The following is a 25676-nucleotide window of genomic DNA, read 5'->3' on the forward strand; positions in this document are numbered from 1 at the left end:
GTGTGCCGAGATTGGTTCTGCGTCATGCGCGGTGGTTCCTGCGTGCGCGCCTGCGGGTGTGCGTTGGCGCGTGTCCACTGCGCCGGCTTCACGGTCGCCCCGCCGCATTGGTGGCCGCCGCGAGGTCGTAGCTCGCGGCGGCACGTTCCAGCGCCACGCGGCGCAGGTAGTAGTCGTACCGGGTGATGACGAGGTTGAGCGCCGCGGTGGTGAACGTGGTGCGCGCATCGAGGAACTCGAGTTGCGACGCGGCCCCTTCCTCCTGCTTGCGCCTGACGAGTTCGAAGGTCCGGCGCGCGCTCTGCAGACGGTCCTCGGCGGTGCGAACGCCGCTGCGCGCCACCGCCGCAGACTGCCAGGCCGTCGTCACGTCGAGCGCGATGAGCCGTTGCAGCTCCTCGCGCTGCACCGCGAGACGCCGGGCGTCGAGCGCCGCCTGCTCGATGCGCGCCGCGTCCTGCCCGCCGTTGAACAGGTTCCAGGTCACCACGAAGCTGAGGGCGCTGAAGTCACGCGACCGGTCGAAGCGATACTCCTTTCCCTGCACGCCGTAGTCGAGCGCCACCGAGACGCTGGGAAGGAACGACCCCTGGGCCAGCCGCTCCTGCGCCGACACCGCGCGCCGCGCATGATCGACCTGTCGCAGCTCCTCGCGGCCAGTCGCGGCAGCGCGGCGCAAACCGTCGAGTGCCGGCAGCGAGTCGAAGCCAAGGTCGTGCTCGGCAATGAACGCCACCTCGTCGGACAGCGGGCGGTTGAGGAGGAGGTTGAGCGCCTCGCGCGACGCATCCGCCAGCTGCACCGACTCGTCGCGCCGCTGCTGCACCTCGCTCCGCTCGGCGCGCGCGCGCAGGATCATGTCGGGCGTGGCCTTCCCCGCCTGCACCAGGCGCTCGCTCACGCGCACCTGCTCGTCGAGGAGGAGGAGCGTGCTGTCGTACAGCGTCACCACCTGTCGCACCTTGGCGTACGTGAGGTAGCCCGACTTGATGTCGGCGGCCAGTTGCCGGGCCTGCACGTCGCGTTGCGCCACCTGGGCGTCGGCCAGTGCCGACTGCGCGCGATGCGCCGCAAGGATCGCCGGCTGGAAGACCGCCTGCGACACCCGCACCGTCGTCTCCGTCCGCATGGGGAGCGACATATCGATGTTGGTGGGGAAGGCGGGGCGCTGCAGGAGCTGGTTCAGCGCATCGAACGCCGGGTTGATCAGCGTCCCCATGTTGATGGTGTTGCCGCTGTACCGCGAATAGCGCGAGTTGAACGTCGCCGAGGGGAGCCAGCGGCCGCGCGCCTCGCGCACGGCGGCCTCGGCGCGTTGCACCGCGATTACCTGCTGCCGTCGCCCCAGGTTCTGTCGCAGCCCGCTCTCCACCAGGGCGTCGAGCGGCGACTTACCGCTCTCACGATCGCTCGACGCGCCCTCCGCCCTGGACGCGGGCACACCGGGCGGGGGCTGACCGGGCACACTGGAGGCGCTGGCAGCGCTGGCGACGATGAAGGCGACGGCGGCCACGAGGGCGCGCCGGCGAGCGGGGGCGACTGGCGAGCACGACATTTTGGAGCAACTCCTCTACTTTGCCATCGAAAGTAGAGGAAGTGCTCTACTTGTCAATACTAGAGTTGAATCTCTAATTTCGTCACAGCCCGACGCAGGAGACGGCGTCGAGCCGATTATGGGGGGTGCGCGCGTCGAGGGAGTGCCGGGCGCCGTGACCAGGATCCAGTTCCAACGGAGGACCGATGTCGAAACCAGCGACCGAACCCACCGACGAGGCGGCACCGGTACGGGCGCCGCAGCAGGACCGCGGCCACCGCCGGGTGGAGCAGATCCTCGACGCTGCCGAGTCGGTCTTTGCCGAGGTGGGGGTCGACGCTGCCACGACCAACGCGATCGCCGAGCGTGCCGGCGCGTCGATGGGGTCGCTCTATCATTTCTTCCGCGACAGGGACGCCATCGTGCTGGCGGTCGCGCGTCGCTTCGCGGAACGGATTCGCGATCGCAACGCGACCGCCATGTCGCCCGACGCGCTGCACGCCGAGCTCCCCGAGCTCTTTGACCGGATCATCTCCACGCACGCCCGCTTCATCGAGGAGACGCCGGCCTTCGGGATCGTGGAGGCGGTGATGCACCGCAAGTTTGGGGAATGCACGGTCAAGTCGCAGCTGGACGAGGCGATCATCGACCAGGTGAAGCGTTTCCTCGAGTTGCGGCTGCCACGCATGGGGGCCGAGCAGCGGCTGGCGGCCACGCGCCTCTCGGTGATCGCCGTGGGCGAGGCGTGCGAGCGTGTGCAGGACCTCTCGCCCGCCGAGCGTGACAGCATGCTGCGGGAGTTGCGCGACATGCTGGTGCGCTACTTCGAGCCGCTCGACCGTGCGTACGGCACGCGCGGGGGGTAGCGCGGTCGTCGCCGTGCTGGTGTCGGGCGTCGGCAGGGGCTAGCTTCGCCGTCGTACGACAACCACCCCTTACCCACACATCTGCATGGCCAACGACTCGGTGTCCTGGGGCGGCGTCGCGCTACGCGTCGTCGCGGCGGCGGTCCTCGTCTTCGCCACCTACAATCCGGAAGGCGTCTCGTTCTATCACTGGGCGATTGCCCCGGCCTTCCGCGACTTTTCCTCGTTCGGGGCGATGCAGTTCCTGGCAGGAGCGCTGCTCGTCGCCGGGTGGGTGGTCTTCCTGCAGGCCACGCGGCGCTCGATCGGGTGGGCGGGGGCACTCCTCGTGACCGCGATCGCCGGCGGCGTGATCTGGCTCCTCATCGAGAAGAATGTCGTGAGCGCCTCGAGCAGCCGCGGCATTGCGCACGTCGTGCTCATCGCGGTGTCGATCGTGCTGGGCGTCGGGATGTCGTGGTCGCACTTCTCGCGCCGCCTCACGGGGCAGGCCGACACCGACATCGTGTGAACGACGCGGCGCCCGCGCGGCGTTCGCGCGGGCGCCGTCAGCTGCAGTCGGCCGGGGCGGCCGGCGGGCGCGCCGCCTGGGACAGCTCGGCGTCGAGCGCCTGTCGCAGCGTGACCGTATCGACGCTGTAGTCCCAGTGCGGGTACACGAAGCGCGACTGCTGCTCCGTGCCCAGCACATAGCGCACGGAATGTTCCAGCGCGTCGGCCAGTGCGTTGTAGCAGGGGACGATGTAGCCGCGCTGCCCGAACTGGATGGTGCGTGCACCTGACGGGGCAAAGACGAGGTTGGTGAGCGAGGCGCCCACGGGGGCCACCACCACGGCTGCCTGCGAGAACAGGTCGCGCTGCTCGACCACCGTCATGCGCCCGGTCTCGACGCTCTCGAAACCGTACTCGCGGCAGACGCCCTCCACCTCCGCCTCGTTCGCCAGGCGGCGCATCGCGGCCGCCGAACTGCGCCGCACGTAGAGCCGGCGCGTCGGCGTCGGCGCGTCGCCCAGCGCCGGGAGCGTGAGGTGCCCCCGCAGCCATTGCCAGGTGGACGCGTCGGTGCAGCCGCCATCCTTGCGGTGCTGGATGAGCGTGAGTTCGTCGAACTCCGCCACCTCGTCCGGCGCCACCTGCACCACGCGATCGAGCGAGACGCCGAGCCAGCCGAGCGTCTCGACCTGGAACGGCTGCAACGGGGCAGGGATGACGAAGCGCACGTCGGGATCGGTCAGCAGCTCGGGAGCCGCGGCAAGGCGCCCCAGGCAGTCGGCAATCCAGTGGTAGTAGTTGGCGGCGAAGTTGGTCGCCAGGAGCACGGCGCGCCCCCCGCGCACTCGCTCGGCTGTCGGCGAGTGCAGGAGGATGCGTTGATCGGTGCTGGACCACAGGACGCAGTTGCGCCCGTGCGAGAGGACGGTCGGGATGTCGTGGCAGCGGGGGATCCCGAACTGCACGTCGGGTTCGTCGACCACCCCGTGGATATATGCCCGGTCGTGGCGATCGATGGCGAAGAACAGGTCGCCCACCACGCGCGCCTGGCGCAGCACGCGCACCTCCGAGCTCCCCGTGCGCACGGTCACCGAGCGGTCGTACTCGCGCCCCTCGTGGTGCACCCGATAGGGGATTCGCCAGTCGCGTCGCGCGCCGTCGGCCGCAACGGTGGACGGTGCCAGGGCGCCATCCACCCGGTACACTCCCTGTCGCCCGGCGCCGAGCGCCGGGACGAGCTCCGTCAGTTGCGGCTGGCGGAGCAGCTCGAGGGCGCGCTCCTCGTGATGGTCGGCAAAGGTGGCCAGTGCTCGCATCAGCAGCGTCCCCGCGGTCCCCTCGCAGGCGACAGCGCGCTCGGCGTTGGTGCGCGCCGCCGTCTCGAAGCCGGCGCGCAACTCGCACTCGGCGAGCGTTGCCAGCGCGATGGCGTCGTGCGGGGCCAGCGCGGCCGCCGCCTGCGCGAGGGCCTGTGAGCGCTTGAGGAACTCCGGCGCCAGCACCATCGGCGCGACATCGGGAACGCCGATGGCCCGGAAGTCGAGGCGTACCGGTTCCGCCTGGCGCGCGACGAGCGTGGCGTGGCGGATGTGCAGGAAGAGAAGGAGCTCCGCCGCCAGGCGCATCGTCTCCGCGTCGGGGCGACCGGCGCGCGAGAGCATCGTGGCGCAGGTGGCGAAGGCCTCGAGGTCGCGGTAGTCGTTTGCCTGGAGGAGGGCGAGCGCCCGGTACGCCGCGAGGTTGTCGGGGGCGATCGTGATCGCATCGCGCAGCGCTGCCTCGGCCTCGGGCAGTCGGTTGGCGCCCTTCAGCGCCTCGGCGTGTGCCACGAGGGCGTCGGCGGGGGCAACGGGGGCACTCTGCGGCGTCGGATAGCGGGTGGCGGCAGTCATGCGGAGCGCGCGGCTGGAAGTGTCGTCGAACCTGTCGTGGCGGGGGTTGCCGGGCAAGGCTCGAGGGAGGCGGGGGGCAGGTCCATGGATGGCGTCTCGTCAGGCAGCGAAGGCCGACGTCACATCGGCGCTGTTGGCGGGCGGGTGCACGCAGACGCTGGATTCGGCCACGAGGCGCGCCGCCTTGAGCCCCTGCATGTACGACCGCACGTCGCCCAGCCGAGGCGTGGGCGTCACGAGGGGAACGGAGTGGCCCGCTGCCACCAGTTGGTCTGCGGCCACGAGGGCCGAGAGCGAACCGCCGTAGATGATCGTCGTCACGGGGCGACCTCGTGTTCAGGCATGCGCGTAGTGTCCAACGACTGACAGCACCCCGTCGATCACGCGGTCGACGTCCGACGCTGTCATGGTGGGGGAGAGGGGGAGGCTGAGCACCGTCTCGCTGAGCCGCTCGGTGACCGGGAGCTCGAGGCGCTCGAGCGATGTCCCCGCCCAGGCGAGCTGCCGGTGCGGGGGGATGGGGTAGTGGACCAGGCACTCGATCCCGCAGCGGGCGAGGGCATCGCGCACGCCGTCACGCGCATCGCACCGCACCACGAAGAGGTGCCAGGCGTGCGTGATGTTGTCGGCGGCGACCGGAAGGATCAGCTCCGTCCCGTCGAAGGCAGCGCGATAGCGCTGCACGATGGAGCGGCGCGCCGCGTTCCAGATGGGGAGGTGCGGGAGCTTGGTGCGCAACACCGCCGCCTGCAGCGCGTCCAGGCGCGAGTGCACCCCCAGTTCGTCGTGGACGTACTTCATGGCGCTCCCGTAGTTGCGAAGCGAGCGCACACGCGCGGCGAGTTGCGCATCGTTCGTCGTGATCGCGCCGCCATCGCCTAACGCACCGAGGTTCCTGCCCGGGTAGAACGACCACGCGGCGGCGTCGCCGAACGAGCCGACGGGGCGGCCCCCGATCGCTGCACCGTGTGCATGGGCCGCGTCCTCGACGAGGGCGAGGCGAAAGCGGGTGGCCAGCGCCCGCAGCGCCGCCATCGGCGCCGGGTGCCCGTACAGGTGCACGGGGAGGATGGCCCGCGTGCGCCCAGTGATGGCGGCGCGCACGGCACCCGGGTCGATCGTGTACGCCGTGGCGTCGACGTCGACCGGCACCACCCTGGCACCTACCGCCGTCCCGGCGAGCCAGGTGGCAATGAAGGCCCAGCCGGGGACGATCACCTCGTCGCCGGGCCCGATCCCCAGCGCGCGCAGGGCGAGCGTGATGGCGTCGAGCCCGTTGCCGACGGTCACGCAGTGACGTGTCCCGGTCACACGGGCAAACTCCGCCTCGAACCGCTCCACCTCCTCGCCCAGGACAAACGTCCCGCGGTCGAGGACGCGCGCGAGTGCCTGGTCCAGCTCCCCGCGGATCGACGCGTGCAGGCGCCCCAGGTCGTAGAAGGGGACGTTAGGCGATGCCGGACGCGCGTCCGTCATGCGGCCGCCCCCACGCCAACCCCGACTCCAACGCCCGGATGCATTCCGGGACCCAGGCGCCGGCTGTCGCACCCCTCGCCCAGCACCTGCGTGGCCCAGCGCTCGTTGGCTACGTACCACGCCACCGTCTCGCGCAATCCCTCCTCGAAACTGCGCCGCGCCGACCAGCCAAGTTCCGCCGACGTGTGCGACGGATCGATGGCGTAGCGGGAGTCGTGTCCCGGTCGATCGGTGACGTGCGTGATGAGCGAGCGGCGGGGCGCGCCGGCAGGTGCAAGCGCGTCCACCGCGTCGCAGATGGCGCTCACGACCTCCTGGTTGGTCCGCTCCGCCCCCCCGCCAAAGACGTACGTGCGCCCCACGCGTCCGCGCTCGAGCGCCGCCACCAGGCCGCGGGCGTGATCGTCGACGTGCAGCCAGTCCCGCCCCTGGCGCCCGCTTTCATAGACGGGAATCGCTTCGAGCGCCAACGCCTTGCGCACCGCCACCGGAACCAGCTTCCCCTGAGATTGGTAGGGGCCATACTGGTTGGAACAGTTGGTGACGATGACCGGGAGGTCGTAAGTGTGATGCCAGGCGCGCGCGAAGTGAACGCTCGCCGACTTGGATGCGGCATAGGGCGAACTGGGACGGCAGGGCGACTCGAGCGAGAAGCTCCCCGTGTCGTCCAGCGCGCCGAACACCTCATCGGTCGAGACGTGCAGGAAGCGGAAGGCGCTGCGTCGCTCCGGCGGCGACGCATTCCAGTAGCGCGTGGCCTGTTCCAGCAGCGTGAAGGTTCCCACCACGTTGTTGTGCACGAGGGCCGCCGGGCCATTGATCGAGCAATCGACGTGCGACTCCGCCGCCAGGTGCATGATCGCGCGCGGCCGGTGCCGGCGCAGCACCGCCTCGACCTGCGCGGCATTCGCGACGTCGGCACGCTCGAACGCGTGCAACGGTGAGGTCGCGGCCTCACCCAACGAAGGAATGTGCCCCGCGTGGGTCAGCGCATCGACCGTGACCACCGGGAGCCCACGCTCCAGCACCAGATGGCGCACGAGCGCCGATCCGATGAAGCCTGCCCCGCCGGTGACGAGAATGGGTGCGTCGCGCACGAAGTGCCCCTGATGATTGTCAGTCGCCGACCGCCTGTGCGGAGGTCGCAACGACGCGGAAAAGGCAATCCGGGGGCCAAGGGGCGGGATGCCGGGCCCTGCAGCAGCTCCGTGTGCGCTAAGTGCTTGGGTCGTTGGTTGTTAGGCGTGGACCGAGTGTCCTGCCGTGGCCGTGTAGTGTGCCTCTTCACGACCGTCGCGGAGGAGGTGCCCGGGAATTTCCTGCCGGGATACAGAGCACTCCAGGCCCCTGGCGGTCAATTGTGCCGACGCGCACCGGCGCCGCCCGCCCAGCCGTGACTCGATTCGTCACCGGACCGTCTATTGAGCAGCGTCCCCATGACCATCCCGTACCGCTCCACCAACCCCGAGGCGTCAGCCGCCATCGGTGACCACTTGGCGTACCCGCCCGGGAGGCGGCACGCCTGGGGGGCGCGCCTCGCGTCGGTCATCGCCGCGGGAATCGGCATGGTCGTGCTGGCGGGGTGGACGCTGGATGTCGCGGCACTTCGCGCCGTTGCGCCGGCGGGCGCCGCGTCCGTGAATCCCGCCGCGGCATTCTGCTTTGTCGCGTTAGGCCTGGCGCTGTGGTGGTTCGTCACCCGTGAGTCGTCGTCTACCGAGTGGCAGGCCGCCCGCCTCCTCGCCGCCGTGGTCGGCGTCGTCGGCGCGCTGCGCATCGTTGGTGCCCTCGCCGGGCACTCGGTGGGGATCGACACGCTCCTCTTTCACGATGCCATGAGCGCCACGCTCGACGGCCGCGGGAACCGGATGGCACTCGCTCCCGCCGTCAACTTCCTCTTCCTGGGCGTGGCGCTCCTGCTCGTGGCGCGGCGTGAGTCGGGGAGCGAGGCGCTGGCGCAGGTCCTGGCCACGCTGGTGCTGGCCTGCTCGCAGGTGGCCTTGCTGGCGCACGCCTACCGCAGCGGATGGTTTGAGACGATCGGTCACTTCAACCGCATGGCGGCGCCAACGGCGATCGCCTTCTCGGCGGCCGCCGTCGGCGTCCTCGCACTGCGCCCCCAGTCGGGGATTCTCGCCGTCACCCTGAGCGACGGCCCCGGCGGTGCCATGGCGCGCGGGCTCCTCCCCGCCGGCTTCATCGCCCCCGCGCTCTTTGGCTGGGTCGCCATCTGGGGGCTGCGCGCGTCGGATCGGCAGGACCAACCGGCGCTCATGGTGATGCTCTTCGTGGTGGCGATGATCCTCGTCTTCGTTGGACTCATCGCCTGGAACGCCACGCAGCTGCATCGCACGCACGTGGAGCGCGTGCACGCCGAGGCGGCGCTGCGCGACAGCGAACTCCGCTTCCGGCTGTTGGCGGAGAACGGGAGTGACGTGGTCTCGCTGCACGATCCTTCGGGGCGCGTGGTGTACATCTCGCCCTCGTGCGAGCGCGTGCTGGGTTTTGCGCCGGAAGAGGTCATGCGCATGAGCCCCTTCGCGCTGGCCCACCCCGACGATCGTGAACGCCTGCGCCGCCACTTCGATGACCTGCTGCGTGGCGCGCGCGTGGCCGCCCTCTCGTGCCGCATGCTGCACAAGACGGGGCAGCACCTGTGGCTCGAGATGATGTGGCGCGCCATCGTGGACGAGGACGGACGCGTGTCGCGCCTGCAAGCCTCCTCGCGCGACGTCACCGAGCGCAAGGACTACGAGCGACAGCTGGAGGAGACACGGCGCAAGTTGCAGGTGCACCAGGAATCGCTCCTCGAGGCCAACGCGCGCCTGGCGGCACTGGCCTCGCATGACGCGCTCACCGGGCTCAAGAACCGCCGCGCCTTCGAGGAACGGATGGTGGAGGAACTGGCGCGCATCCGGCGCACGGGACAGCCGGTCACGCTCCTCCTCCTCGACATCGATCACTTCAAGTCGTTCAACGACTCGTTCGGGCATCCGCGCGGCGATGTCGTGCTGCGCGACGTGGCGCGCCTGCTCAGCCGCGCCATCCGCGACACCGATGTGGCGGCGCGCTATGGCGGCGAGGAGTTCGCCATCGTGCTCCCCAACACCGGGATCGACGGCGCGTACGAGATGGGTGAGCGGTTGCGCCTCGCGATCGAGGGGGCGCCGTGGGCGGAGCGGTCGATCACGATCAGCGTGGGGGCGGCGACGGCCGAGCATCAGGGGGCGAACCTGGCCGAGCTGCTGGAACAGGCCGACCGCGCCCTGTACCGCTCCAAGCAGGGCGGGCGGAACTGCGTGACGCTGGCCGACGCGGCGTAGGACGCGCCGGCGTGCCCTTGCCGCACCGGTAGCAGGCGATAATCTCCGCGCACCCCCGTGCGTGGCGCGCCGAATCCGGTGTGTGCGCGGCGCTCGGCGCTCTCCACTTCATCGGCTCCCCGCATGTCTCCTCGCTCCGGCCCGCGCCATGGCCTCGTCGCGCCCGCGCTCCTCGTCGCGCTCGCGCTCCTCGACGCGCTCGCGCTCCTCGTCGCCCTCCCCGTGGCCGCGCAGCCCAGGCGGCCGTTGCAGCCGACGGATTTCTACCGCATCAAGGACGTCGGTGCCCCGCGCATCTCCCCCGATGGCGCCTGGGTCGCGTACACCGTCACCACCACCGACTCGGCCAAGGACAAGAGCGACAGCGACGTCTGGATGGTGAGCTGGGACGGGACGCGTACCCTGCGCATGACGTCGTCGCCCGAGGGAGAAGGGAACCCGCGCTGGTCGCCCGACAATCGTTACCTGTCGTTTGTCTCCGGGCGATTCGAGAGCAAGGGCGGGCAGATCTGGCTCCTCGACCGGGCCGGTGGCGAGGCGGTGCGGCTGACCGACCTCAAGGGGGGCGTCGCCGACTACCAGTGGTCGCCCGACGGGGCGCGCATCGCCGTCGTCTCGCACGACCCGGACCCCGAGGAGGGAAAGCCCGACTCGGCCAGGAGCAAGAGCCCCAAGCCGATCGTCATCGATCGCTACGCCTTCAAGCGCGACTATGCGGGCTACCTCGATCGCCTGCGCGACCACATCTGGATCGTCGACGTGGCGACGAAGAAGGCGGTGCAGCTGACGACCGGCGACTTCGACGATCGCACCCCGCGCTGGTCGCCGGACGGCAAGCGGATCGCCTTTGTCTCGTCGAGGGAAGGGAAGGACCCGGACCGGGAGAACAACTCCGACCTCTACGTCATCGACGCCAACCCGGGGGTCACGCCACCCCCGGCGCCATTGCGCCTGACGAGCTGGAATGGCGATGACTCGGGTCCCGCCTGGAGCCCCGACGGGCAGTCGATCGCGTACCTGCAGTCGAGCGAGCCGCGCCTCTCGGCCTACTCGCAGGACCAGGTCGCCGTCATCCCGGCAGCGGGCGGCGCGCCGCGCTACCTGGCGCCCACCCTCGATCGCGACGTCAGCGACCTGGCCTGGTCGGCCGACGGTGCAACGATTCGCTTCCTCCTCGGCGACGATCGCGCTGTGCACCTGGCGGCGATCCCGGCAGCCGGCGGCGCCGTCACGCGGGAGCTTGCCGGGCGCCGGGTGATCGGCACCTTCGACATTGCACCCGGCGGGAGAACCGTCGCCCGCGCCGGGACGGCCACCACCGCCAGCGAACTCTTCGCCGTGGAGAACGGCACGCTGCGCGCCCTCACGCACGTCAACGATTCCCTCTTCGCGCAGCTCGCCCTGGGCAGCACCGAGGACATCGACTTCAAGAACAAGGATGGACTCACCGTCGGTGCGCTCCTCGTGAAGCCGGCCGGCTTCCAGGCGGGGAAGAAGTACCCGATGATCCTCTGGATCCACGGCGGCCCCAACGGGCAGGACCAGCACTCCTTTGCCTTCCAGCGCGAGCTGTACGCCGCCAACGGCTATCTCGTGCTGGCGGTGAACTACCGCGGGAGCAGCGGGCGCGGGCAGGAGTGGAAGAAGGCGATCTTTGCCGACTGGGGGAACAAGGAGGTGCAGGACCTGCTGGCGGGCGTCGACCACGTCGTCGCGTTAGGCGTTGCCGATCCCGAGCGCCTTGCACTCGGCGGGTGGAGCTATGGCGGGATCCTCACCGACTACACCATTGCCACCACCCCGCGCTTCAAGGCCGCCACCAGCGGCGCGGGGAGCGCACTCCAGACCACGATGTACGGCACCGATCAGTACATCTACCAGTACGAGAACGAGCTGGGGACGCCGTGGAAGAACCCGCGGCTCTGGGAGAAGCTCTCGTATGCCTTCTACAAGGCCGACCGCATCAAGACGCCGACGCTCTTCATGGGGGGCGAGAAGGACTTCAACGTGCCCATCACCGGCGGCGAGCAGATGTACATGGCGCTCAAGTCGCAGGGGATCGACACGCAGCTCGTCGTCTACCCGGGGCAGTTCCACGGCATTGCGCGCCCCTCGTTCGTCCTCGATCGCTACCAGCGCTACCTCGCCTGGTACGACAAGTACCTGCGACCGGTGACGCCGTGACGCGGGGACGCCCTGACGCGGTGAACGCGATGCTCGTTATGCGCGCGCCAGCAGGCCGGCAAAGAGCTGGCAGAGGATGGCGCCGACCACCGTCATTGCCACCCCCCACGCGAGGAGCTGGTTGAAGAGCTGCTTCGACTCCGCCGCCCCCGAGACCGCCGCGATGCACAGCGCACCTAGCGTCGACAGCGGCGACACATCGACCAGCGCCGAGCCGACGTTGATCGAGAGCGCCACCGCCAGCGGGTCGCCACCCCCCACCTTCTCCACCAGCGTCGCCGCGGTGGGGAGGAAGGCGGGGAGCACCACCCCCGACGTGCTGCTGTACGTCGAGATGGCGCCGGTCACGAAGGCAATCATCCCGTTGAGCGTCTGCGGCGTGGCCATGCGGGCCAGGAGCGTCGTGAAGAGGTCCATCCCACCGGTCTTCTCGAGGAGGGCGATGAGGAGCGAAACGCCGCTCACCATCAGGATCACCCCCCACGGGACCTTCCGGATCGCCGCCGACTCGTCCGCGCACCGCGCGAAGAGGAGGATCGCCGTCGCCCCAAAGGCCGAGAGCCCCAGGTTGAGCTTGAAGCCGACCACGCCAACGATCCAGGCGACGATGACGAATGCGGTCAGGCGCTGCCCGGACGTCAGCGCGTCATCGGCCGCGGGGATCGCATCGCCGCCGGCAATTGCAGCTGGCGTGCGCGCCCTCCCGGCAAGCGCGAGGTAGGCCGCGGCCGCCACGAGCGCGTGCGCGGCGAAGTTGGCGAGCCACACGCGCCACTCGTGCCCGCCCAGCCCCCCCTTCGCCATGGCGTTGTTGGCAATGACGCCCACCGACGAAATGGGCGACAGGTTCCCGGCGTTTGCCCCGTTGGCCACCATGAGCGCGGTGAGGAAGCGCGAGATTCCCGTGCGCTCGCTGATCGCCATGGCGAGCGGGATGACCAGCGCCACGCTGGAAATCGCCCCCGGACCCACCGTCGAGATGAGGCAGGCGATGGCGAAGAAGAGGAGCGGGAGCACGCGCGCGTTGCCGCGCGCCAGGCGCACGGCGTGATGCGCCAGCCGCGCCAGCGTCTCGTTGGTGTCGGCAATCGAGAACAGGAGCGTGACGCCGGCCAGCGTGAGGAACAGCGTGACGGGGAAGCCGGCCATCACCGCATCGGGCTTGAGGCCGGCCACGTAGGTGCCGATGAGCCACGCCAGCGCGATGGCCAGCAGCCCGACATTGATGCGCGACGTCATCGAAAGGACGATCGCCACCACCAGCGCGAGGAGCGAGACGAGGGCCGGACTCATGTCCACGGCGGAAGGAGGTGCCGCTGCACCTTGCCTAACGCCGTGCGCGGGAGCGCGGCAACACGCACGTAGCCTCGCGGCACCTTGAAGCTTGCCAGGAGCCGCCGGCACGTCGCGTCCAGCGCCGCCACCGCGGCGTCGTCGTCGGCCACGACATAGGCCACCGGGAGTTCGCCGCGCCGCTCGTCAGGCACCCCCACCACCACCGCCTCCCTTATTCCCGCGCTCTCCAGCAACACCTCCTCGATCTCCCGCGGGTAGATGTTGAATCCCCCCGAGATGATGAGGTCCGATCGGCGCCCGCACAGCGTGTAGTAGCCGTCGGCCGAGCGCATCGCCAGGTCGCCCGTGCGGAACCAGCCGTCCGTGAACGCCTCGGCGTCGGCGTCGAGGCGGCGCCAGTAATGGCGAATCACGTTGGGGCCGCGCACCAGCAACTCCCCCACCTCGTCCACACCGACCGAGGCGCCGTCGGGGCGCACGATGCGCGTCGAGACGCCGGGAAAGGGGAGCCCCACCGAACCGGGGCGTCGCTCCATCGCGTACGGGTTGCCAATGTTCATCAGCGTCTCGCTCATCCCGTAGCGCTCGAGGATCGTGTGACCGAAGCGCGCGCGGAATGCATCCAGCGTCGCCGCCGGGAGCGGCGCCGAGCCGCAGACGAAGAGGCGCATCGCCCCCCCGATGCGCGCCGCCACGTCGGGGGAGAGCTCGAGGAGACGCACGTACACCGTCGGGACACCAAAGAAGAGCGTCGGCCGGAACGCGTCGAAAAGCTCGGCGGCGCGCGACACGTCGAAGCGCTCCGCCAGCCGCATCCGGCACCCGGTGATGAGCCAGGTGATGACGCCATTCCCCAGCCCGTGCACGTGGAAGAGCGGGAGGACGGCGAGGTAGCGGTCCTCACTCGTTATGCGCCAGCACGCCGCGAGGTTCACCCCGTTGGCGAGGAAGTTGTTGTGCGAGAGGACCGCGCCCTTGGAACGTCCCGTCGTTCCCGATGTGTAGACGATCGCTGCCGCGTCGTCACCGTCGATCACGCGGCGCACGGCGGCGCCCGACGACTCCCCCGCGTGCCGCGCCAGCACGTCCACGTCCCATACCGCGGTCGGCGCGGGGAACAGCGCGGCGCTCTCGCTCCCCGCGACCACCACGGCTGCGGGCTCCGCATCGGCGACGATGTGCGCGATCTCGCGCTCGCGGTACAGGATGTTGATCGGGACGACGATCACCCCAAGCTTCGCGCACGCCACGAAGAGATCGATGAACTCGACGCGATTGGCGAGATACAGCGCCAGCCGGTCGCCCTGCCGGAGGCCGCGACGCTCCAGTTCGCGCGCCATCCGGTTGCTTCGCGCGTCGAGTTCGCCGAAAGTCAGCGTCTCGACGGAACCATCCGGGCGCTCGTGCTCCAGCGCCGGCACGTCGCGGCGCCCCTGGAAGGAGAGGTCGAACAAGTCGAGGAGTTGCATCGCGGCGCTAACCTACCGCCCGAGCGACGCGACGCTAGGCGAACGTTCACCCTCCCGAACGACTCGATGCCCCGGAGGATCGCTCCCCCGGGGCAGCCTTGCAGCAAACGCGCGAGCAGGCCCCGCGATCAGGGCGCCGGTCAGAGCACCGGGACGGTCACGTTGTGCTCGCCGCGTTCGTACACCACGCTCGCCCGTCCCACCAGGAGCGGGTCCAGCGGACCGATCGCGTCCAGGTCCTTCTTGGCGTATGGCAGCTTGAGGAGGACGTAGCGCATGGCGTTGAGGCGCGCGCGCTTCTTACAGTCCGACTTGAGGACGGTCCACGGCGAGTCGGTGGTGTCCGTGTAGAAGAACATCGCTTCCTTCGCCTTGGTGTACTCGCTCCACTTGTCGATCGAGGCCATGTCGACCGGCGACAGCTTCCACTGCTTGAGCGGATGCGACTTGCGCTCGCGGAAACGGCGCTTTTGCTCCTCGCGGCTCACCGAGAACCAGAACTTGATGAGGTGCACCCCGCTGCGCACCAGGTTGCGCTCGAACTCGGGACACTGCCGCATGAACTCCGTGTACTCGTCAGGCGTGCAGAAGCCCATCACGCGTTCCACCCCCGCCCGGTTGTACCACGACCGGTCGAACATCACGATCTCGCCAGCGGTGGGAAGGTGCTGCACATATCGCTGGAAGTACCACTGCCCTCGCTCCACCTCGCTCGGCTTCTCCAGCGCCACCACGCGCGCGCCGCGGGGATTGAGGTGCTCGGTGAAGCGCTTGATCGATCCCCCCTTGCCGGCGGCGTCGCGCCCCTCGAACAGGATCATCACCTTCTGCCCGGTCGACTTGACCCACGACTGCAGCTTGAGCAGCTCGACCTGCAGCCCGTACTTCTGCTTCTCGTAGTTCTTGCGCGACATCAGGTTCTTGTACGGATAGCCGCCGGATCGCCAATCCTCCGACAGCTCCGCGTCCGCGCGCGCCGAGCGGGTCTTCTCCGCCTGGCGCCCGTAGCTCATGATCGATTCGCGCAGCGCCTCGACGTCGTCGATCGATGCCCCCTTCATGATCGCGTCGAGCCCGTCGATCAGCTCCGTGATGTTCCCGGGCGCGGTGTGCGAGATGATGTCGGTCACCGCCGTCGCCTTCGAACTCCGCGCGGCCTCCACCGCCTCCCCTACGGCATACTCCGCAATGCGGGAGCGGGAGAGCGATGGCGCGATGTCGCCGGTTTCAACCTTGCGCGTGCTGCCTGGGCGAATGGGGCGTCGCGCACCCTTGCCGCCGGCGCCATGCTTCGCGCCGTTGCGTCGCTTCGCACTCGCCTTGGATTCGACCTTGCCCGGCTCTTGCTGGCCAACCGTCATCTTCGCCTTCACGGCGGCGCCTGCGCGGTCGGTCGCGTCGGTCCTGGCGCCCTTCGCGCTGGCGGCTGGCACAGCCTTCGAGGCGGGCCGCTTGCCGTTGGTGCTCATGAGTTCACGTAAGGAATGGGAGACAGGAACAGACACGACCCCGGCGTCCTTGTGCTCGGCGCGGGTGGCATCCCGATGGGGGACGAAACGCCTCCATCATCCGCAACCTTCACCCTCCGCGCGGGGACAGGTAGCCGTTATCCCCCTGACACTCGGGAGAGGTGAAGCCTGACACGGGGAGGGGCGAGCGCTGCTACGCTCCAGGCCGCCGGGAACGCGCCAGAGGATGGACACCCCAACCGTCCGAAGCACCGGAAAACCTTCCACCGCTCCCCTCGCCCTTCAGGCGCGCTGGCCCGCATCGCCCTCCGCCAGCTGCTCGCCCACCACGTTCACGCACAGCACCGTCACGAAGATCGCCATCCCCGGGAAGATGGCGAGCCACGGCTCCGACGTGAGCGTGGTCTGCGCCTGGTACAGCATGTTCCCCCAGCTTGCGGCTGGCGGCTGCACCCCCACCCCAAAGAACGACAGCGCCGACTCCATCAGGATCCCGCGCCCCACGGCCAGCGTCGCCGAGACGGCGATCGTCCCCAGCACGTTGGGGAGGATGTGCCCGGCCAGGACGCGCCACGCCCCCACGCCGGTCGCCTGCGCGGCCTCCACGAAGCCGCGAGCGGCAAGGGAGAGCACCTCCGCGCGCACCACGCGCGCCGTCTCCATCCACCCCGCCGCTCCCACCAGGACGATCAGCAGCGGGATCGACGGCTGCAGGATGGCCGCCACGATCATCAGGAAGGGGAGGCGCGGGATGGCGAGCATGGCGTCGGTCAGGCGCATCAACGCCGCATCCACCCACCCTCCCACGAAGCCACCAATGGTGCCGACCGCCGAGCCTAACGCGACGGCGAGGAGCGCCGAGAGGAAGCCGATGGCGAGCGAGACGCGCGCCCCCGACAGGACGCGCGCCAGGACGTCGCGCCCCAACTCGTCGGTGCCGAACCAGTGCGCCAGCGACGGCGCCGCCCGACGCGCCGTGAGGTCCATCGCCTCGCTCGCGGACCCCGCCACCAGCGGCACCACGATCGCCGCCATCGTGAGGAGCGCCAGTGTCGCCAGCGCCCATTGCACGCCACGCGGCAGCGCTCCCCAGCGCGAAGGCGGCGCAGCTGCAACACCGAGCGCCGGTGCGGTCACGCGCGCACCCGTGGGTCGAGCAGGCGGTAGCTCAGGTCGGCCACGAGATTCAGCACGATCACCGCGGTCGACGCGACCATCAGGAACGCCATCAGCACGGTGTAGTCGCGCCGCGCCAGCGCCTCGGTGAACAACCCGCCCAGCCCGGGCCAGGCAAAGACGCTCTCCGTCACCACCGCGCCCGAGACCATGATCGCCGCGTCGAGGAGCATGATCGTCACGAACGGCAGCAGCGCGTTGCGCAGGGCATGCACGAAGGTGACGCGACGATCGGGAACGCCGCGCCCGTGCGCCGAGAGGATGAAGCGCTGCGCCAGGACCGAGAGCATCGACGAACGCAGGTAGCGCGTCCAGACGGCGGCGTGCACGGTGGCCAGCACGGTGGCGGGGAGGATGAGGTGTTGCAGCCGGTCGGCCACACCGCCCCCCAGGATCGACGTCCGCCCGGACGAGGGGAGCCACCCTGACGAGACGGCGAACAGGAGCTGCAACAGGAGCCCGAACCAGAACGTCGGGAGCGAGATCCCCGCCAGCGACAACGCGCTCACGCCACGATCGAAGCGCGATCTCCGGCGCGCGGCCGCGAGGACGCCAGCGGGAACCGCGGCCACCAGGGCCAGTACCAGCGAGGCCACGATCAGCTCCAGCGTGGCCGGGATGCGTTCCGCCATACGCACCGTCACCGGACGCCCGTCGGAGAAGGAGAAGCCCCAGTCGCCCACCACGAATCCCTTGAGCCACGCGACGTACTGCACCGGAAGCGGGCGGTCGAGCCCTAACGAGCGCCGGAGCCGCTCGATGTCCTCGGGGCGGACGTTCGGGTTCTCCAGGTAGATCGCCAGCGGTCCACCAGGCGCCGCGTGCAGCAGCGCGAAGACGAGGACCGAGATGACGAGGAGGAGCGGGAGCGCCTGGGCCAGGCGTCGGGCAGCGACGGTGAGCACGCGGGGATTGTACCGCCGCGGCTCGGCAGGGCGCGAGTGGCGTTCAGTGAATCACCGTGATGCCGCGTCGATGCACGGGCGCCGCCGCGGTCACGCCGGCTCGTCGGGGAGCACCTCGAGCATGAGCGCGTCGAACGCCATTCCGTCGTCTCCGTAATCGAGCGCCAGTTCCGCCGCGTAGATCCCCGGTGCGTCGGGGAGCATCCACGTGACCGCGTCGCTCGTCGTGTCGGAGAGCGTCCCGGCGCTTACGTCCCAGGTGCGCAGGTGCGCGCCGCGATACGGCGTCTGCGCACGCAGCACGACGCGTCGCCCCACCTGCTCGGCGAGGATGATCTCCGCGCGCTGGCGCGCGGGGAGCGGCAGTGCATCGAGCGTGACCTGGGCCACCGTCGCCGAGTTGCGCGTGGCGGTCACGATGAAGTTGCGCCTGAAGGTGCACGACTCGCCACCGCCACTCGTGAGCGCCCCCTCGAAGGTGAAGGTGATGCTCAGCGTGGAAGCGCCGCCGAACGGGAAGGCGACAACGAATGGGGCGGCCGAGCCATCGGGAGGCGTGGTGATGCGCCCGATGGCGCCGCCGCTCACCGCGGTGATGCGCGGCGTGAGCCACACCCCGTTTGGTGTCACGTTGCGGATCTCGACGATCACGGAGTCTGGCGTGAGCGAGGCTGTGGCTTGCATCGTCTGCCCGCCGCTGACCGAGTTGCACTGCAGCGGTGGCGGGGCGGGGTCCACCGCGCCCAGCCCGCCGCCGTTGCCGTTCTTGCAGCTGCTGAGCCCCGCTGTCGCCATGGCCACGCCAGCGGCGCCGGCCGCCGCCTTGCGCAGCCCGTCGCCCACGTTCATGTCACACCTCGCTCGGCGCGAGCGGCGTCGGTGGTGATGCCCAGCGGCATCGGGAGCCGCTCGGTCGCAATGTCCAGCCCTGCCGAGGACCGCAAGGCACCCAGGCGCAACGTCTCGGCGGCCCATGGGAGCCTGCCGCCCTCGAGGGCGTTGGCCACGTCGCCAGATGCAACGCGATGCGTGGCGCCGCGCGCCGCGGCGACGCGTCGCTCCATCTCGCGGCGAAGCGCCTTGCACTCCGTGAGAAAGGCAAGGTCGGCGCGCGCCACGCGCCGGCTCAGTGCCAGGGTGAACGCCTTCACCTGTGCATGGTCGTCGAGTGCGACCGTCCGGGCAAAGTCGTACGCCGTTCGCATCGCCGCCACCGAGTCTTCCCCCACGCGGCGCGAGAAGTCGCGCACGCGTTCGTGCCACGCGGTGTCCCACGCGTCGGGATGGAAGTGACGCACCATCTCGTTGTCCACGCGGATCCCCATGTTGAGGTTGGCCACGCCGTCTGCCTTGAAGTTGCGCGAGGCGAACGCCGTCACCGAGATGCGAAAGAGCAGTTCCACGCGCGCGTCGCGCATCTGGTAACCCCAGGCGAAGTAGTCGCCCACCAGCCGAGCGTCGTGCTCGAGGATCTGCTTGAGCGGCGTCCCCGCGTAGACTTCGGCGCGGCAGAAGTTGAACGGGACGTCGGCGAACTCCGCCATGAAGTCGAGGTTCCGCGCGATCCCGCCCATCGTGGCCTCGGGATCGAAGATCAGGACATTGAACGAGTGATAGATGTCGAGTTCGCGGAACAGCTGCAACGCGCGCCGGTTGTCGGCCGACGTGATGCGCCGGTTGAGCGAGACGATCCCCTCGTCGGAGTTGGTCTCGATCCCGACATAGGTGCGGATGAGCCCCATCGACTTGAGGAGTTCGAACAGGTCGCGGTGCACGTCGTTGGGGCGACACTTGATGACGAGGGCGATCCCCGTCATCCCCGCCTCGCCGATCAGCGCCTTGAGCCGGCGGTAGCGCGCCAGGTTCTGCTCGCGCGAGGGGACGAAGAAGTTGTCGTCGTGGAAGACGAACAGGCGCACGCCGCGCCGGTCGTACTCTTCCTTCATCTCGGCAACGATGTTCTCCGGCGAGCGGCGGCGATAGCGCGCGCCGTCGGCATTCTCCGCGTAGGCATAGATGCAGCAGAAGGCGCAGTCCGCATAGCAGCCGCGGCTCCCCAGGATCGGGGCGACGTTGATCCCCATCACCTGCAGTGCCGGGCCGCGCCGATCGGGGAAGGGGAGGGTGTCGAGCGCCGGGATGCGCCGCTTGCCGCCGTCCACGATGCCGTCCGACGTGTCGCCCGTCGAGTCGCCCGTCGAGCGGATCACTGCGCCTTCGAGCGGGGCGAGCGGGGCGCCGGTTTGCAGCCGACGGCACAATTCGCGCAGCGTCTCCTCTCCCTCGTGTCGTACGACCGAGTCGATCGCCGGGTAGTCGCGCATGATGTGGCCGTACTCGAACGTGGCGAAGTGCCCGCCGACGGTGATGTGCGCCGTGCAGCCTGCTTCGCGCAGTCGCGTGGCGAGTGCCAGGGCGTGCGGGGCGTTCATCTGGAAGGGGACCGAGATCCCGACCAGCAACGGACGGAGCGCGACGACCTCGCGGACCACCCGCTCCACGTCGCCCGGTTCGTTCACCGGGCATATCTCGGAGCGAAGGCCGTCAGCCGCAACAGCGGCGGCCAGGTAGCGGAGCGACAGGTTCTCCTCGTGCTCGCTCCCGATGAGGGCGATCGTTGGGGGCACGGTGCCTCGCGTCGACGGGTCGTGAGTCAAGCGCGTCCGGATCGTGCGCGCGCCGCAGGTGGCGCGCGCGACGACGTACCATCCAGGCGCATCGGCTCCTGGCTATGACGCACCAGCCGAGCACAGCTAGCAGGTGCGGGATCCACCGGCGACGTGGCGATTACCGTCTGGCGTCGCTCGCCATCTCCCACTCCCACACGTTCCAGAAGATCCCGGTGTTGGTGGGGTTCCCCTTGAAGTTCCGCAACCCCGCGGGGACGGCATCCAGTCGCGTCACGTTGTACAACGGGATCTCGGGCGCCAACTCGGCCAGGCGTTGCTGCGCCGCGACCAGCAGCGCGCGTCGCGGACCCTGCGCCACGGTGCGGTCCGAGGCGTAGAGCAGCGTGTCCAGCGAGTCGTCGGCGATGTAGTTGATGTTGCGCCCGGCGGGAGGCGTGCGGTCCGAGGCGAAGAAGAGCGTGATCTCAGGATCGCTTGGCATGTGCCACCAGTGGAGCATCGCGTCGAACTTTCCCTCGAACCAGAGCGAGGAGATCGACGTTCCGTCCACCAGCTGGATCTTCACGTCCACGCCGACGTCCTTGAGCTGACGCTGCACCGCCTGGGCGATGTTCTCGCGGATCGCGAACCCTGCCTGTGTCATCAGCGTGAAGGCGAGCGGCTTTCCTCCGTTGTCCCTGATGCCGTCGCCATTCGAGTCCTTCCAGCCGGCGTCGTCCAGGAGCGCCTTGGCCGTCGTCACGTCGAACGGGTACTTCCGTACGCTGTCGGTGTAGGCCCACGACAGCGGCTGGATCGCGCCGTCGATCACCGGCGCCAGCCCGTCGAGCACCGTCTGCGTGAGGAGTTCGCGGTCGATGGCATGGATCAGGGCGCGTCGCACGCGCACGTCACGGAACGCCTCCACCGAGCGCTCGTTGAGCGTGATGTGCTCGTAGGAGTTGCCCATCATTTGGTGAATGGTGAGACCGGGGACGTCCTTGAGTTCGCGGTACTTGTCCCACGGCACCAGGGCGGCCACGTGTGCCTCGCCGCTCTTGAGCTGGTTGATGCGCGTGGTGGTGTTGGGGATGAACTTGAAGAGGATGCGCTTGATCTTCGGGTACTCCGCGCCGCGCCAGTAGTGTTCGACCTTGTCGAGGAGGATGTACTCGCCCGTCTTCCACTCCGTGACCCGGTACGGACCCGTGCCTAACGGGTTGCGGTTGTACTCGGTGGCGTTGTCGATGTCCTTCCCTTCCAGCACGTGCCTGGGGAGTGCGCCACGCACGAACTGGATCTCGTAGGGGGCGTAGGGCTCCTTGTAGTGCACGATGGCCGTGAGCGAGTCGGGCGTGTCCACCGACGTGATCCGGTCGAAGCCATCGGTGCTTTCCGGGTTGTAGTCGGGCGAGTTGATGGCATCGACGGTGAACTTCACGTCGGAAGAGGTGAACGGGACGCCATCGTGCCAGGTCACGCCGGGGCGAAGCTTCCAAGTCACGTCCATGCCACCGTCCGGACGCATCACCACCCCGCCGTTCTCCGGCGTTGGCACCTCGGTGGCCAGCAACGGGACGACGTTCATCTTCTCATCGGTCGTCACCAGCCCTTCCACCACGCAGGTCTGCACGTCCTCGAGGATGTGCGTGCTGAAGCGGTTGAGCGTATCGGGCTCGCGGTCGTAGGCGATGATGAGGACGTCGTTCGACGCCACCACGTCCCCCCGAGCGCCCTCACGGGCGCACGCGGCGAGGGCGAAGGCGAGCGTGGCGAGCGCCAGGGCGGCCGAGCGCCGGCGCCAGGGGCGGTTAGGGGAGGAGAGCTTCACGGTCTCGCGTGATTTCGGTACGAACGCTGCGATTATGATTCAAGGGGTCAGAGTCACCGAACCAAATTCTCGCTGACTCTGACCCCGTGTAAGTGGCAGGAGGGCAACAGCTTACTCCCCGCCCATCAGCCGCCCGGCGAGCGCGACCGGTATCGAGCCGAACGACAATAACCGATCGTGGAACGCCTGCAGCGAGCCTCCCCCTCCCCCCCGCTCCCGCGCGCGCAGCGCATGGATCTGCGACGTCCCCAACCAGTACATGAGCGCCGTCCCCGGGAACATCGAGTTCTTCACCGCTTCGGCGTGCGCCGCCGCAGCGCTCATCCCCACCTCGCGCGCGTACAACCCCACCGCATCGTCGAACGAGCGGCGCCCGGTGTGGAACTCCAGGTCGACCAGCGCGCGCGCCAGCATGCGCACGCGCGTCTGCTGCTCCGTCACGCGCTCCTCGCTCGTCAGGAAGCTGCACTCCTCCATCAGGTCGGTCGCGTAGCATGCCCACCCCTCCGCCATCGTCCCGCCCAGGAACATCCCGATGCGCGACGCGCAGTCGACGGCGGCAATGCGACCCAGCTGCAACGGCGCGCGCGACGCATGCCAGTTCTGCACGTGGTGCCCCAGTGCGCCATGATGGACCACGTGGTTGAGCTTGATGACGCTGTCGTTCCACGCCCGGAGGTGGCGCTCCAGCGCCTCGGCGGCGAGCCCCTCGATGGGCGGCACGACATAGTCGTGCAACGCCGGCCACTCCAGCGGCGCCGGCGACCGATAGTAGAGGTAGTACAGCTGCGGCGCCGCCTCGCGCGTGGCCTCGGGAAACGGGACGTAGCGAATGGGCGCCTCGGGCCACGTGACCAGCGCGTGCGCTGCCGCCATGTCGTGGCACGACGCCCACACGCGCTGGAACGACGCGTAGTACTCGTCAGGCGCCGGGTGCGCAGCCGCGAGTCGTTCCTGCACGCCGGCGACGCCGCGCGCATCCACGCCCCGCGCCATTTCGTCCAGGCGCGCACGCTCGGCACCGAACGCCTCGCGCACCTCGGCCAGCAGGTCGTCCACGCTTCGCTCGCACCAGTGCCCGCGCCGCACGAGCAACGCCAGCATCTCCTCACCGCACCGCCGCGCCCCCTCCTCGTCGCGCGCCAGGCGCGCCACCTCGGCGGCGAAGCCCTCCAGCGCGCCTAACGCCGCGTCGCCCTCGCGCCGCAGCGCGTCGTCCAGCTCGGCGGGAATCCCCGGCGACGCGCGCCAGCGATCGAGCCCGGCACCCAACAACGCCCGCCCCCCATCGCACTCCCGCAGCGCCTTCTCCGCCCACGGCGCCGGCACCGGCGCCCCGGCGACCGCGGCCAGCGCCGAGGCGAGAAAGCGCGGCAGTTGCGCCAGGCGGGCGCGCATCATTCGCGCGCGCTGGTCGACAGGTGCAAAGTCGCGGATCATCAGCGAGATGATCGCGAATAGCGCCTCCCCGATAACCAACGACGGATTGCCGCGCTGGAAGTGCCGCCCCTCGAGCTCCGCGAGCTGGATCTCGAGAAACGAATCGGCCAGCGCGAGGTCGATCGCGACCCAGTCGCGTTTGGCGATGGCGTCACCGAGCGGCGCCGTCAGCTGCTGCGCCACCTGCGCGCGCAGCCCCCGCATCTCCCCCGTGATTCGTTCCACCCCCGCCGCCGACCAGTCCGGGAGCCGATGATCGTGCGCGTGCATCCCCGTGAACGTCGCATTCACCGGCCGCGCCGCGTAGTAGTGCTCGAGAAACGCATTCAGCGTCGGCTCTCGCTCGTCCATTCGCTGCTGCTCCCCCCCCACCTCCGCCCCCCCAATCACCCCGTGCACGACGCCGCGCGCGCCCCCGGGGCGCGCACTCCCGTCCCCCGTCCCCCGTCTCCCGTCCCGCACCCCTACCTCGGCAACGGCAACGCCACCCACCGCCGCTCGCGAAACGAGTGCTCCACCGCGTTGATCACCTCCTGCACCCGCGCCCCCTCGATGAAGCTCCCCTCGTTCTCGTCCCCGTCAGACAGGATCTCGCCAATGAACGACGAGACCAGGTTCGCATAGAACAGCGTCCGCCACGACTCCTCCCGGCTCCCTCCCGGGGGATAGAACTCCGCCGGCACCGGAATCTCCTTGAACTCCACGTCGTCTGGCCGCGCTGCCTTGAGCGTTTCGCACACGCCGAACTCCTCCACCAGTCGGCAGATCAGTGCCCCATGGCTCCCGTAGATGCGCGCCTCGATTCCCGGGTAGTTGCCGACGGTGACGAACGACGTCTGGATGCTGCCTAACGCGCCGTTGGCAAACTCGCCGATGAAGATGTCACCGTCGTCGATGTTCATGCGCATCACGCGCCCCGTCGCGCGCACCATCCGCTCGGGGATGAAGTTGCGCATCGTCCCCACGACGTGCGCGTAGTCCGCCCCCACCGCCCACGCCCCGATGTCGATGATGGGCGCCCCGTACCCCTCGAGCGACGACACCTGCAGCACCGACTGGTCGGCGTTCACGTCCACCTGGCGCAACGGGTTCATCGGGTCGAGCCACTGCGAGTTCTGCTCGTAGCCGTTGAAGATGAAGGGCGTCCCGATGAAGCCGGTGTCGATGAGGTGCTTCATGTACCGCATCGACGGCGCGTACCGGAAGGTGAAGCCAAGCTTCGTCTTCAATCCCCTGGCCCTCGCCAGCTCGGCGGCGCGGATCGTGTCGCGGAAGTCGAACGCCACCGGCTTCTCGCACAACACGTGCTTCCCCGCCTCCAGCGCCGCCCATGACAGCTCGAAGTGCGTGGCCGACGGCGTGCACACGTCGACCAGGTCGATGTCCTCGCGTGCCAGCACCTCGCGATGGTCGCTGTACACGTCCGGAATCCCGAACTCGGCGGCCAGTGACTCGGCCATTCCTCGCTGCGGGTCGCAGATCGCCACGACCTCGCAACGCGTGTCGCGCTTGAAGCCTGGAACATGCGCCAGGCGCGCCCAGGCGCCGGCGCCAAGGACCGCCACGCGCACCCTGCGCGCGCGATCGGAGGTTGGTGCAACCATCGATGTGGAGTGGACCGTTCGGAAGGGAGGAGCTGCAGGCGAACGGCGGCGAATGTACCTGGCGTCACGGGGGCGAGCCAGCGGTGCGATGCGCCCGACACGTCGGGCGC

Annotated in this window: 19 protein-coding genes; 4 read left to right on the top strand and 15 right to left on the bottom strand. The window is 69.4% G+C overall.

What is annotated here, in order from left to right; genetic code table 11:
• Positions 1–88: 88 nt before the first annotated feature.
• Positions 89–1555, bottom strand: a complete 1467-nt coding sequence (locus IT359_03085; GenBank protein ID MCC6927956.1) for a TolC family protein — start codon at positions 1553–1555, stop codon at positions 89–91.
• 185 nt (positions 1556–1740) lie between these two features.
• Between IT359_03085 and IT359_03090 the strand changes: the two genes are divergently transcribed.
• Both IT359_03090 and IT359_03095 read left to right on the top strand, forming a co-directional pair.
• A complete protein-coding gene (locus tag IT359_03090; GenBank protein ID MCC6927957.1) occupies positions 1741–2400 on the top strand; it encodes a TetR/AcrR family transcriptional regulator in 660 nt (219 codons plus the stop codon).
• Positions 2401–2485: 85 nt separating this feature from the next.
• Positions 2486–2911, top strand: a complete 426-nt coding sequence (locus IT359_03095; protein ID MCC6927958.1) for a hypothetical protein — start codon at positions 2486–2488, stop codon at positions 2909–2911.
• A gap of 37 nt (positions 2912–2948) precedes the next feature.
• Here the strand turns inward: IT359_03095 and IT359_03100 are convergent, their stop codons facing one another.
• The 4 genes from IT359_03100 to rfbB all read right to left on the bottom strand — a co-directional run bounded on the left by IT359_03100 (position 2949) and on the right by rfbB (position 7342).
• Entirely contained in the window at positions 2949–4784 is a 1836-nt protein-coding gene (locus tag IT359_03100) for a glycosyltransferase family 61 protein (GenBank protein ID MCC6927959.1), read from the bottom strand.
• 99 nt (positions 4785–4883) lie between these two features.
• Complete coding sequence (locus IT359_03105; protein ID MCC6927960.1) at positions 4884–5105, bottom strand: hypothetical protein; 222 nt, start codon at positions 5103–5105, stop codon at positions 4884–4886.
• 15 nt (positions 5106–5120) lie between these two features.
• Positions 5121–6260 carry a DegT/DnrJ/EryC1/StrS family aminotransferase gene (locus IT359_03110; protein ID MCC6927961.1) on the bottom strand — a complete coding sequence of 380 codons (1140 nt, stop codon included), beginning with the start codon at positions 6258–6260 and terminating at the stop codon, positions 5121–5123.
• A complete protein-coding gene (gene rfbB, locus IT359_03115; protein ID MCC6927962.1) occupies positions 6257–7342 on the bottom strand; it encodes a dTDP-glucose 4,6-dehydratase in 1086 nt (361 codons plus the stop codon). The genes IT359_03110 and rfbB overlap by 4 nt, the downstream gene beginning before the upstream one ends.
• 354 nt (positions 7343–7696) lie before the next feature.
• On the opposite strand from rfbB, the gene IT359_03120 reads away from it, so the two are divergent.
• Together IT359_03120 and IT359_03125 are read left to right on the top strand one after the other, a co-directional pair.
• The gene (locus IT359_03120; protein MCC6927963.1) at positions 7697–9583 is read left to right on the top strand and encodes a diguanylate cyclase; all 1887 of its coding nucleotides are present in this window, start codon (positions 7697–7699) and stop codon (positions 9581–9583) included.
• Positions 9584–9706: 123 nt separating this feature from the next.
• Positions 9707–11767, top strand: a complete 2061-nt coding sequence (locus IT359_03125; GenBank protein ID MCC6927964.1) for a S9 family peptidase — start codon at positions 9707–9709, stop codon at positions 11765–11767.
• A 36-nt stretch (positions 11768–11803) separates the two neighbouring features.
• On the opposite strand, the gene IT359_03130 is transcribed toward IT359_03125, so the two are convergent.
• The 10 genes from IT359_03130 to IT359_03175 form a co-directional block, all read right to left on the bottom strand.
• A complete protein-coding gene (locus IT359_03130; GenBank protein MCC6927965.1) occupies positions 11804–13060 on the bottom strand; it encodes a hypothetical protein in 1257 nt (418 codons plus the stop codon).
• A complete protein-coding gene (locus tag IT359_03135; protein MCC6927966.1) occupies positions 13057–14532 on the bottom strand; it encodes an AMP-binding protein in 1476 nt (491 codons plus the stop codon). The genes IT359_03130 and IT359_03135 overlap by 4 nt, the downstream gene beginning before the upstream one ends.
• Before the next feature lie 140 nt (positions 14533–14672).
• Positions 14673–16001 (bottom strand): polyphosphate kinase 2, encoded by a 1329-nt coding sequence (ppk2, locus tag IT359_03140; GenBank protein MCC6927967.1) that lies wholly within the window; start codon positions 15999–16001, stop codon positions 14673–14675.
• Positions 16002–16283: 282 nt separating this feature from the next.
• Entirely contained in the window at positions 16284–17138 is an 855-nt protein-coding gene (locus IT359_03145; protein MCC6927968.1) for an ABC transporter permease, read from the bottom strand.
• Complete coding sequence (locus IT359_03150) at positions 17135–18082, bottom strand: ABC transporter permease (protein ID MCC6927969.1); 948 nt, start codon at positions 18080–18082, stop codon at positions 17135–17137. The genes IT359_03145 and IT359_03150 overlap by 4 nt, the downstream gene beginning before the upstream one ends.
• A gap of 90 nt (positions 18083–18172) precedes the next feature.
• Complete coding sequence (locus IT359_03155; GenBank protein MCC6927970.1) at positions 18173–18931, bottom strand: hypothetical protein; 759 nt, start codon at positions 18929–18931, stop codon at positions 18173–18175.
• The gene (locus IT359_03160; GenBank protein ID MCC6927971.1) at positions 18928–20709 is read right to left on the bottom strand and encodes a B12-binding domain-containing radical SAM protein; all 1782 of its coding nucleotides are present in this window, start codon (positions 20707–20709) and stop codon (positions 18928–18930) included. The genes IT359_03155 and IT359_03160 overlap by 4 nt, the downstream gene beginning before the upstream one ends.
• A gap of 160 nt (positions 20710–20869) precedes the next feature.
• Complete coding sequence (locus tag IT359_03165; protein ID MCC6927972.1) at positions 20870–22522, bottom strand: peptide ABC transporter substrate-binding protein; 1653 nt, start codon at positions 22520–22522, stop codon at positions 20870–20872.
• A gap of 111 nt (positions 22523–22633) precedes the next feature.
• A complete protein-coding gene (locus IT359_03170) occupies positions 22634–24454 on the bottom strand; it encodes a DUF885 family protein (GenBank protein MCC6927973.1) in 1821 nt (606 codons plus the stop codon).
• Complete coding sequence (locus IT359_03175) at positions 24427–25566, bottom strand: Gfo/Idh/MocA family oxidoreductase (GenBank protein ID MCC6927974.1); 1140 nt, start codon at positions 25564–25566, stop codon at positions 24427–24429. Before IT359_03175 ends, IT359_03170 begins: the two co-directional genes overlap by 28 nt.
• Positions 25567–25676: the final 110 nt, after the last annotated feature.

The organism is Gemmatimonadaceae bacterium, from assembly GCA_020852815.1.
Lineage (GTDB): Bacteria > Gemmatimonadota > Gemmatimonadetes > Gemmatimonadales > Gemmatimonadaceae > SCN-70-22.